15 protein-coding genes are annotated in these 9,655 nt (G+C 72.5%); 11 read left to right on the forward strand and 4 right to left on the reverse strand.

The window, feature by feature from the left end; all coding sequences use genetic code 11:
* The 3 genes from ASF38_RS00740 to ASF38_RS00750 all read left to right on the forward strand — a co-directional run.
* The coding region (locus ASF38_RS00740; protein WP_200914350.1) for a hemolysin III family protein at positions 1-409 on the forward strand (409 nt) is incomplete at its 5' end.
* A 101-nt stretch (positions 410-510) separates the two neighbouring features.
* Positions 511-1,998 carry an Ig-like domain repeat protein gene (locus tag ASF38_RS00745; RefSeq protein WP_162237273.1) on the forward strand — a complete coding sequence of 496 codons (1,488 nt, stop codon included), beginning with the start codon at positions 511-513 and terminating at the stop codon, positions 1,996-1,998.
* A gap of 81 nt (positions 1,999-2,079) precedes the next feature.
* On the forward strand, positions 2,080-2,772 hold the full coding sequence (locus ASF38_RS00750; RefSeq protein ID WP_056573034.1) for a hypothetical protein: 693 nt from the start codon (positions 2,080-2,082) through the stop codon (positions 2,770-2,772).
* A gap of 9 nt (positions 2,773-2,781) precedes the next feature.
* On the opposite strand, the gene ASF38_RS00755 is transcribed toward ASF38_RS00750, so the two are convergent.
* Positions 2,782-3,597 (reverse strand): DUF1295 domain-containing protein, encoded by an 816-nt coding sequence (locus ASF38_RS00755; protein ID WP_056573037.1) that lies wholly within the window; start codon positions 3,595-3,597, stop codon positions 2,782-2,784.
* Positions 3,598-3,773: 176 nt separating this feature from the next.
* On the opposite strand from ASF38_RS00755, the gene ASF38_RS00760 reads away from it, so the two are divergent.
* The gene (locus ASF38_RS00760) at positions 3,774-4,376 is read left to right on the forward strand and encodes a flavodoxin family protein (protein ID WP_056573040.1); all 603 of its coding nucleotides are present in this window, start codon (positions 3,774-3,776) and stop codon (positions 4,374-4,376) included.
* Between the two features lie 13 nt (positions 4,377-4,389).
* Here ASF38_RS00760 and ASF38_RS00765 read toward each other — a convergent pair whose 3' ends face one another.
* From ASF38_RS00765 to ASF38_RS00775, 3 genes are read right to left on the reverse strand one after another with little or no spacing between them, the layout of a single operon-like run.
* Complete coding sequence (locus tag ASF38_RS00765; protein ID WP_056573043.1) at positions 4,390-4,776, reverse strand: SRPBCC family protein; 387 nt, start codon at positions 4,774-4,776, stop codon at positions 4,390-4,392.
* Positions 4,773-5,285: a hypothetical protein gene (locus ASF38_RS00770; protein ID WP_056573045.1), complete on the reverse strand. Its 513-nt coding sequence runs from the start codon at positions 5,283-5,285 to the stop codon at positions 4,773-4,775. Before ASF38_RS00770 ends, ASF38_RS00765 begins: the two co-directional genes overlap by 4 nt.
* Positions 5,286-5,290: 5 nt before the next feature.
* Complete coding sequence (locus ASF38_RS00775; protein WP_235497333.1) at positions 5,291-5,944, reverse strand: RNA polymerase sigma factor; 654 nt, start codon at positions 5,942-5,944, stop codon at positions 5,291-5,293.
* Between the two features lie 188 nt (positions 5,945-6,132).
* Between ASF38_RS00775 and ASF38_RS00780 the strand changes: the two genes are divergently transcribed.
* From ASF38_RS00780 to ASF38_RS00810, 7 genes are all read left to right on the forward strand, one after another.
* Complete coding sequence (locus tag ASF38_RS00780) at positions 6,133-6,579, forward strand: Asp23/Gls24 family envelope stress response protein (RefSeq protein ID WP_235492876.1); 447 nt, start codon at positions 6,133-6,135, stop codon at positions 6,577-6,579.
* 171 nt (positions 6,580-6,750) lie between these two features.
* Complete coding sequence (locus ASF38_RS00785) at positions 6,751-6,924, forward strand: hypothetical protein (protein ID WP_200914351.1); 174 nt, start codon at positions 6,751-6,753, stop codon at positions 6,922-6,924.
* Positions 6,921-7,247 (forward strand): hypothetical protein, encoded by a 327-nt coding sequence (locus ASF38_RS00790; protein WP_056552726.1) that lies wholly within the window; start codon positions 6,921-6,923, stop codon positions 7,245-7,247. The genes ASF38_RS00785 and ASF38_RS00790 overlap by 4 nt, the downstream gene beginning before the upstream one ends.
* A 54-nt stretch (positions 7,248-7,301) precedes the next feature.
* Positions 7,302-7,481, forward strand: a complete 180-nt coding sequence (locus tag ASF38_RS00795; protein ID WP_055969542.1) for a hypothetical protein — start codon at positions 7,302-7,304, stop codon at positions 7,479-7,481.
* Positions 7,474-7,860, forward strand: coding sequence for an Asp23/Gls24 family envelope stress response protein (locus ASF38_RS00800; RefSeq protein ID WP_056552723.1), 387 nt, complete (start codon positions 7,474-7,476; stop codon positions 7,858-7,860). Before ASF38_RS00795 ends, ASF38_RS00800 begins: the two co-directional genes overlap by 8 nt.
* A 32-nt stretch (positions 7,861-7,892) precedes the next feature.
* Entirely contained in the window at positions 7,893-8,531 is a 639-nt protein-coding gene (locus tag ASF38_RS00805; RefSeq protein WP_056573050.1) for a DUF6286 domain-containing protein, read from the forward strand.
* A gap of 5 nt (positions 8,532-8,536) precedes the next feature.
* Positions 8,537-9,118: a hypothetical protein gene (locus ASF38_RS00810; protein ID WP_055969533.1), complete on the forward strand. Its 582-nt coding sequence runs from the start codon at positions 8,537-8,539 to the stop codon at positions 9,116-9,118.
* The last annotated feature ends 537 nt before the right edge of the window (positions 9,119-9,655 follow it).

Here is a 9,655-nt window from a genome sequence, read left to right on the forward strand (position 1 = left end):
CTACACGCCCTTCGCGATCCTCTACCTGGAGGGCGGGGCGCGGGCGTGGCTGCTCGGCGTCGTCTGGTCCGTCGCGGTCGTGAGCTCGGTGCTGCGGATCCTGTTCACCGAGGCGCCGCGCTGGGTCTTCACGACCCTCTACATCGCGCTCGGGTGGATCATCGTGCCGTTCCTGCCCACGTTCGTGGACGGAGCCTCGCGCTTCAGCACCGGCGTCAACGTGACGGCCATCAGCCTGATCGCCTTCGGCGGGCTCGTCTACACGGTGGGTGGCGTGGTCTACGCGACCAAGCGACCGAACCCGGCGCCGGAGACGTTCGGCTTCCACGAGGTCTTCCACCTGTGCACGGTCCTGGCGTTCGTCGCGCAGTACACGGCCGTCTCGGTGGTCACCTACTCCCTGCGCTGAGACGCTGACGGCGCGGAGCAGAACTTGTAGGATCGCCCCAGACGTGGGCGCCGTGCCTGCGCCCGAGGGGGAGCATGATGCAGGTCCGATCACTTGTGGCCGTGACGGTCGCGACGTTCACGGGGCTGGCGCTGCTGGCCGGTCCGTCCACGGCGGCGCCGGTGCGCGCGGAGGGCGACGTCGCCACCGGCACCATCACGGGTCGTGTCACCGAGGGCGGCGGTGTGCCGACGCCGCAGGCGAGGGTGACGGCGAAGTCGTTCGCGGGCGGTGCGGAGGTCGTCGACACGGCGACGACCGACGAGTTCGGGCGATACACGTTGGACGTCCCGGCGGGCGACTACCTCGTCACGCTGCACGGGAGCGACCCGGCCTTCAAGGTCCTGGACTCCTACTGGAAGGACGCCGACCGCGTCGACCAGGCGACGGCGGTCACCGTCGCGGCCGATGGCACGGCGAGCGACGTCGACCTGCCGCTCTGGGGTGGTGGCTTCGTCCAGGGGACCGTCACGAGCGAGAGTCCCTCGCGGATCAACGGTCTGGTGGCCACGCTCTACGACGCGCAGGGCAACGCCATCGACCAGCAGACCCTCACCGCGTCGTCACCGCGGTTCACGCTGGGCGCGACGTCGAACGTGCCCTCGGGAAGCTACCGGGTGGGACTGCGCAACGGGACCCTCGTGGACCAGCCCGACGCAGCCCGCTTCGAGGTGAAGGTCTCCTCCGACTCGTCCTACGACGTCGGCACCATCGATCTCGACGGACCGCCCACCACCGTTCCTCGTCCGACCATCAGCAGCGCGAACCCGCAGGTGGGCCGACCGCTGGAGGCGTCGCTGGACGGTTGGGAGTCCGACGAGGGCGTCTCGCTGAGGTACCAGTGGTACATGAACGGCGTCGCGATCGATGCCGGCAAGCAGGCCACCTACACGCCCAGCCCCGGCACGCTCGGCAAGAAGCTCACCGTCAAGGTCACGGCTGTCCGTGGGGGAGAGGCGATCGCGACCGCCACGTCTGTGGCCACCAAGGCGGTGCTGATCGGGACCATCGAGGTCGTGCGGCGGCCGACGCTGGCTGCAGCTCGGTACCCGGTGGTGGGCGATCGGATCGGTCGTGACCTCGGCTACTGGAAGCCGTCCGGGTTGACGTGGAGCCATCAGTGGTACCGGAACGGGTCCGCCATCTCCGGTCAGCGTGGGTCCACCTACCTCCTCCGTTCGGCGGACTGGGGCAAGAAGGTCTTCCTCGTCGTCAAGGCCTCGCGGACGGGCTACCGGACCCAGGCGGAGCGGACCGAGTCCGTGGTGGTCAAGCGCGCTCCGTCGATGTCGAACACCACGACGGTGCTGGGTGGCGGGAAGGTGAAGCTGACCGCGAAGGTCGTGGTGGTCGGGACGTCGCGTCCGTCCGGCAGCGTCGCCGTGCTGGAGGACGACGTGAAGATCGGCACGATCCCGTCGTTGACGAACGGGGTCGGTTCGCTGACGGTCAGTGGTCGTGAGCCCGGCACGCACCGGTACACGCTGGAGTACTCGGGCAACAGCCTGGTCGTCCCGGCGAGCCGGACGCGCGAGGTCGTCGTCCGGTAGGCCGGCTCGAGCTCGTCGCTTCGCGTCGCGAGGACGTCGGCCCGCTGCGACGATGATCCGGCCGACGACCCCGGAGGATCCATGAACCGCCCCGTCCGACCTCTGCTTCGCACGCCGCTCGGCCTGACGGCCGCCGGTCTCCTGGTGCTCGGGGTGGTGCTCACGCTCGCCGGGGGTGGTGGCGCGCACTGGTTCACCCTGGACGGCGAGCCGGTGTACCGCACGAGCTACCGGGCGCTCGGCCTGTCGCTGGACGATGGGACGTTCAAGCCCATGGCCAACGCGTTCGTGCAGATCTATCCCGCCGCACTCTTCTTCTCGGCCCTCGTGGTCGCGCTGGCGGGCTGGGCGCAGCGACGCGTGACACGGATCGTGGCCGCGGTCGCCCTGTTCGTCATGGCGGGTGCGTGCGTCGCACAGGCCCGCAGCGCTGTCGGCCCCGGCGACGCGCTCAGCGCGTCGGAGGCCACCGTCGCGATCGGGACGGGCCTGGTGCTGGCAGCCGTCCTCGCCGGCATGGCGCCGATGCTGTTCCGCAGTCCGCAGTGGCTCCTGTGCGCGGCCGGCGGGCTTCTCGTGATCGCGATGGCGGTCGGCTTGGTGGTGGGTCTCGCGCAGGTGCTCGCGGCCTCCGACGCCTCGCTCACGGTCCAGCCGTTGCTGTCGGTGTTCTCCTTCGTGGCGATCGGGGGCTCGCTGCTGATGCTCGCCCAGGCATGCGTCACGGCCGACCGTCTGGCGCGCCCCGACAGCACCGTGCCGGCGGAGTCGTAGGCGGCAGGACTATGCCCCGCGCCGCCCCAGCCGCGCGAGCAGCCGACGCGGGTCGGGGAAGAAGAACGGCACCCGGTCCTGGTAGTCGCGGTAGCCGGGGCGGTCCTCCATGCGCTGCTCGGTGCGCTTGGCGCCCGTCGCGTACATGAGGAAGTAGGACATGGCGACCGGTGCCGGCCAGGTCCACCCCGCGGGCGCCGACGCGGCCGCGGCGAGCCAGGCGCCGTCCCACGTCACGGAGTCGCCCAGGTAGTTGGGGTGGCGCGAGACGCCCCACAGCCCGGTGTCGAGCACGTCGGGCTTCTCGTCGTCGTCGCGCTGCTTGAACGCGTCCTTCTGCCGGTCCGCGAGCGCCTCGACGACCGTCCCGATCGCCATGACGGCGAGGCCCACCGGCAGGAGGTACCGGCGCGACGTCCGGGGGAGGGTGCTCGCTGCGGCCACCTGCAGCGGTGCCGAGACGACCAGCTGCGCCAGCCCCTGCGTCACGAACACCTTGAGCCCGGCCGTCGCGGTGGAGTCGCCCTCGAGGAACTCGGAGTAGCGGGGGTCCTCCTCGTCGCTGCCGACTAGCCGCGGCAGCATGAGCGACTCGAGCCGCACCGCCCACGCGGTGGTGGCGGCGGCCAGGGCCCAGCGCCGACGTCTGTCGCCGTTCCCGACCACGGCACTCGTGAGCGCGATGGCCGCGAGGCCCGGCCCCCATGCACCGTCGGCGTAGTCGCGACGTCCCCGGGGCAGGGCGACGGCCGCGGTGCCCGCCTGCACCAGCGTCGTGACGACGGCGGACGCGCCCGCCACGCGTGCGAGGTTCTGTCGGTCCACGGTTCCTCCTCGGTGCGAGGCGCACGTCCGGTCGACGCCCCCTGCCTCCATGCTGCGGTGCCGCCTGCCCGACCGCACCTCCGGCGACGCGCATGGCGTCCGACCAGCGGGGTACGCCTCCGGCGACGTCGTCGACACGACGGCGTCGCGATCGATCTCTGACGGGAGCACCACCGATGACCCTCACCGCCCTGGCCCTCAACTGCACGCTCAAGCCCGGCGACGCGCCCTCGAGCAGCGCGCTGATGGCGCAGCAGTTCCTCGACGCCCTCGCCGAGCACGACGTGACCGGGAGCATGGTCCGCGTCGTGGACCACGACGTCCGACCCGGTGTCGAGACCGACATGGGTGACGGTGACCAGTGGCCCACCATCCGGCGGCAGGTGCTCGACGCCGACATCCTCGTGGTCGTCACGCCGACGTGGGTGGGCCAGATGTCGAGCGTCGCGAACCGGGTCCTCGAGCGGCTGGACGCCGAGCTGTCCGAGACGCGGGAGGACGGCAACCCGATCCTCTACGGCACGGTCGCGCTCGTCGGCGTCGTCGGCAACGAGGACGGCGCGCACAAGATCACGGCCGACCTCTACCAGGCCCTCGACGACGTGGGCTGCACGATCCCGGCCCAGGGCGGCACCTACTGGAACGGCGAGGCGATGCACACCGTGGACTACAACGACCTCGACGAGACGCCCGAGGCACCGCTGCAGACGCTCCGGACGGCGGCGGCCAACGGTGCCCACCTGGCCCGTCTGCTCGCCGACGACCCGTATCCGTCCTGACGGACGGACCCGACTACTGGATCGGCCGGTCCGCGATCCGGTCGATGCGCACGAGGGCGGCAGCCAGCACCGGGAGGTAGGCCGGCGCCCACAGCGGAGCGCCCATGCTCGCGCGGCACCCGTCGCCGTCCGGTCGCACGGCGTGGGTGGTGGCCGGGACGCCGGCGACCCGCCAGGCCCAGGAACGACCGGGGTCGAACGAGGTGACCTCGAACGAGAGGCGCACGCCGACCGCCGTCCACACGTGCCCCCGGGCACCGAGACCCAGCTCGCCACCGTCGTCCAGCGCGGCGCGACGCACCGACGGGCCCCAGCGCGGCCAGGCGTCGAGGTCGACGAGCAAGGACCACACCGCGTCGGGAGCGACGTCGACGTGGCGGTGGACGGTCAGCTGCCTCACGCGGGGTCGAGCCCCTCGTCGAGCGGATCGACGAGGCGCGGGTCGCCGAGGGTCACGTCGCCCACGTGCACGTGCGGCACGAGGTCGGCCGCACCGGGCGCTGGACCGTCGCCGAGCACGTCCGTCAGCGTGGCCCGGGTCAGCGCCGTGGCCCGGTCCGCGATGTCGGGGACCGACGAGAGGTAACGGACGACGAGCTCGACGCGGACGCCCGCGAGCACGGCGTCCGGGCCGATGTCGAGCGTCACTCGGCGCACGGCGGCGTCGGTCAGGCCCGTGTCGAGGGCCTCGCGCAGCAGGGCGACGATCGCGACCGACGAGACGCGCAGGTCGTCGTGGACGGTGTCCACCAGGACGGCGCGGCGGGGTGCGGCCAGCGCCCGCTCGAGCACGCGATCGGCGACCGCCACGACCCGCGTCGGTGGTGGGAGGGTGCGCAGCTGGGCCGCGGCGAGGGCCAGGGCGGCCTCGCCCTGGGCGAGGTCGATGCCGTCGGGTACTGCCTCCATCCCGCTCATCGCCACTGCTCCATCCGGATCGCCAGGGTGCGTCGAGCGCGGTGCAGCTGTCCGCGCACCACGGTCGGGGTCGTGTCGAGCACGTGCGCGATCTCCGCGTACGAGAATCCTTCGATCTCGCGCAGGGTCCACGCCGCCCGCTGCGTCCACGGTAGTTCACCGAGAGCGAGCGTCAACGTCTCCCACAGCTCGTGCAGCATCGCCTCGCCCTCGGGGTCGGTGCGCCGCGCCGCCCCCAGCGCCGCGTCCCCGCCGCGGGCGAGGGGCTCGAGGATCTGGTCGTCCACCGCGAGAGGCCGGGTCCGGCGCCGACGCTCGTAGGCCTCGCGCTGGACGATCGTGAACAGCCACGTCTGCACCTTCGAGCGACCCTGGAAGTCGGGCAGGGCGCGCCAGGCCTTGACCCACGCCTCCTGCACCGCGTCCTCGGCGGCCCGCTCGTCGCCGTCGAGCAGACGCGTGGCGTAGCGCAGGGTGCCCGGGAACAGTCGGTCGAACAGCTCCTCGAAGGCCGCCCGGTCGCCCAGCCCCGCACGGCGGGCGAGGGCGTTGTCGGTGACGGCCTCCAGGTCGCTCCTGCCGGACCCGGCGGAGTCGTCGGCAGCGTCGGGACCGGTCGGTCCGGACGTCGACGCCTGGCTTCCGTGCACCGCTGGCTCCCGCGTCTCGACGTGGCGACGGTGGTGTCGCCTCGTCGATGGTGGCACCGGCCCGCGGGCCCCGCCCGCCGAAACGTCGCGTCCCAGGTGACGTGCCTCACAGCGGCGTGACGATCGGCGGAGTCACCCCGTCTCACCTGTGTCCGATCAACGACGAACTCCAGAACAGGAATGATGACGTGAGCGAGAAGGCCATCGCCAAGACCACCACGACCTCCAGCGAGCTCGAGAGCACGCAGGGCCGTACGACCATCGCCGACACGGTCGTCTCCAAGATCGCCGGCATCGCGACCCGTGAGGTCACCGGCGTGTACGCGCTCGGTGGCGGCACCGCCCGCGCCGTCGGCGCGCTCCGCGAGCGGATCCCCGGCTCCTCCACCAACCACTCGCAGGGCATCTCCGTCGAGGTGGGCGAGAAGGAGGCCGCGATCGACATCCAGCTCGTCGCCGAGTACGGCGTCTCCATCGCCGACCTGGCGAAGGGCATCCGCACGAACGTCATCAACGCCGTCGAGCGCATGGTCGGCCTGAGCGTCGTCGAGGTCAACATCGAGGTGCAGGACATCCACATCGAGGCCGACGAGTCCGCCGACGACAGCACCAGCAGCGAGCCGCGGGTCCAGTGAGCGCCCCCGACCCGACCGGTCACGCCGACGCCGCGCGCGTCGGGGAGGACGCCTCCACGAACGACGGAGCGTCCACCCCGGCGGAGCGGGCTGCCGAGGCTGCCCTCGCGGTGCCCGGCGTCGCGGACCTGCACGCCGGGTCCTTCGGCGAGGTCGGCACGTACCTCCCGGGTGACCGGCATCCGCATCCGCGACGACCTCACCGAGGTGCACGTGGTGGCCGCCATGGGCTCGCCCCTGCGCGAGCTGGCCGACGCCGTGCGCTCGGCCGTGACCCCCGTCGTCGGGACACCGGTGCAGGTCGTCGTCGAGGACGTCGTCCCCGCACGGACGACCGAACCGTGAGCGGCGGCGCCGGGGCGCAGGAGAGGCCGTACCAGGGGCCGGTCGACTCCTCGCTGCGCGAGCAGTGGCGCCGCGAGCGCCGCGCCCTGGTGCGCCGCCACCACCCGGACGTCGGGGGAGACCCCGAGGTCCTCCAGGCCCGGCTCGCCGCGCTCGACCACCGCTTCGGCGTCCGCGAGGACGCGTTGCGGGCCGTCCCGGACTTCCTCCCCGAGTCGATGCACCGGCCTTGGACGACCGCGCGGCGCGTGCTGCGACAGGTCTCCGGTGCCGTCACGGCCCGGGTGCCGACCCCTCGACGCCGCCGCTACTTCGACATCTGACCCCTACCTCCCCCCATCGCCCGCCTCGGCGGGCCCCACGAAGGAGTACCTGACATGACCACCTCCACCGTCGGCCTCATCGCCGGCCTCCTGCTCGCCATCGCCGCCGCCGCGGGCGGCTTCGCCGGCTTCCTGTTCGCGCTCGTGCTCGGAACGGCGGGCTACCTCGTCGGCGGCCACGTCGACGGCGAGGTCGACCTGTCCGGCATCCTCGGACGCCGGGACCGTGGCTGACGTGCAGGCGCCCGTCGGGCGCGACGACCTGCCCGCGCCGGCCGAGCGCGGCCGCACCACGATCGCCGACGGCGTCGTCAGTCGCGTGGCGTCGATCGCGGCCTCGGAGATCGAGGCCGTCGTCGACACCCGCAAGGGCTGGACGAAGCTGGTCCGCAAAGGCCTGCCGCACGCCGACGCCGTCGTGGCCGGCGAGACGTCGCGCATCAAGGTCGAGGTGGCCGCCGTCTGGCCCACGCCGCTGGCGCCCCTCACCGATCGGGTCCGTGAGCACGTGACCGAGCGGGTCGACACCCTCGTCGGCGTCACCGTCAGCCGGGTCGACGTGACCGTGGCCGACGTGGTGCACCTCGACGAGCCCGCCCGCCGCGTCCTCTGATCCCACCCCATCCCCCCGTAGAAGGACCTCCCATGTCTTCCGAGACCACCAGTCCCGCGACCGGCGACCGCGCCGGCGGCGACCGCGCCGCCACCACGGCCCGGAACGCGACCACGCAGCACGCTGCACCTCTGCCGGCGGCGAAGTCCCCGGCCGGGACCGGCACCACGCCCCTCGTGGCGCAGCTGCTCGCCCTCGCCCTCGTGGCGCTCGGCGTCGTCGCGGTCCAGCACCTGCTCGTGCAGCTCGGTGCGGTCTCGGGCGACTCGTGGCTCGACACCGTCGTGCAGGCCGCCGACGGGGTCGCCGGCGACTCGCCCGCCGTGCTCGCCGCCGCGATCGTGGCGCTGGTGGTCGGCGTGCTGCTGCTGCCGATCGCCCTGAAGCCCCGGCCGCGACGCACCCTCGCGCTCACGGCCGACAGCGGCGTTCACCTGCGTCGCAAGGACCTCGTCCGCGTCGTGGAGGCCGCCATCGACGGCACGGACGGCGTCACCGACGCCGACGTCTCGGTCGGCCGTCGCAAGGTCAAGGTCGTCGCCCGGTCCGTGGCCACCACCGACCGCGACGCCGCACTCGAGTCCACCGTCCGCGAGCAGGTCGAGAAGGTCTGCGCCGCCGTCGACCCGTCGCCCCGCGTCGACGTCACCATCCGTCACGAGAAGAGCTGAGTCCCATGATCAGTCGTACCGTCCTCCTGCTCGACCGCATCGCAACCCTCGTGCTCTCGCTGCTGCTGCTCGCCGGCGGCCTGGCGGGCCTGTGGTGGTGGTCCGGACGCTCGATCTCGGGCACCACGCTGCCCGACACGAGCAGCACCTCCGCAGCGTCGGACGCCCTCGGCACCTCCTGGGTGGCCTGGGCGGTCGCCGTCGGCGGCGTCGTCGTGGCGCTCGTCGGCCTGCGCTGGATCCTTGCCCACCTGCGCCGCAACACGGTCTCGCGACTGCGCCTCAGCGGGAGCGGCCCCGACGGCCGCAACGAAGCCCTCGCCGGCAAGGCACTCGGCGCCGCTGCCGACGCCTACGCCACCACCGACGGTGTTCGGTCGGCTCGTGGCACGGTCGTGAAGGACCGCGGCCAGCTCGTGGCCCGCGTCGACGCGACCATCGAGCCCGAGGCGGACCTGGCCCACCTGGCCCGGCGCGCCGACGAGGTCTCGGCCCAGCTCAACGACGTCCTGGGTCGTGAGGACCTGCGCGCCGCCGTCCGGCTGCGGGTCGCGGCGCGAGGTCGCGCGCTCTCGCGCGTGCACTGAGCGGGAGAAGCTGGCCGGTCGGCTCCGTCGGCGTGAGTGGGTCTCTGCGTGCGGCTGTGCAGCTTCGGCTGGGCCTTCGCTTGCTGCTGCGTCCAGCGGGTCTTCGCTTGCTGCTGCGTCGCTCGGGTGGGCGTCGACCTGCGGCTGCGTCGCTGTGGCTACGAGTGAACCTGTTCTCCGAAAGGGCCTCGACCGGCGGACGGGTCTGCGCTCGGTCGGGTTCTCGGAGCGTGGCTCCCGGTGACGCAGGATTCTGCATTGGTGCGTGAGGGGGCGAAGGATGCGGCGTTCGTGTTCGGATCCCGTCGCGAACGCAGCATCGTTCGGGGTTCTGCACGCGAACGCAGAATCTTGCGGCCGCCGGGGCGACTCGCGCGGCGGGTGGGCAGGGATTCTCCCTTCTCGTGGACCGTTCCACGCAGAAGGAGAATCACTGCCCTTCAGGGCGCCATGTCGGCGCCACGATTCTCGCTACGCGAGGCACGGTCCACGCGAAGGAAGAATCGTGCGTGGATCCCGCGCAGATGGAGAATCGTG

The organism is Aeromicrobium sp. Leaf272 (genome assembly GCF_001422865.1).
Taxonomy (GTDB): Bacteria; Actinomycetota; Actinomycetes; order Propionibacteriales; family Nocardioidaceae; genus Aeromicrobium.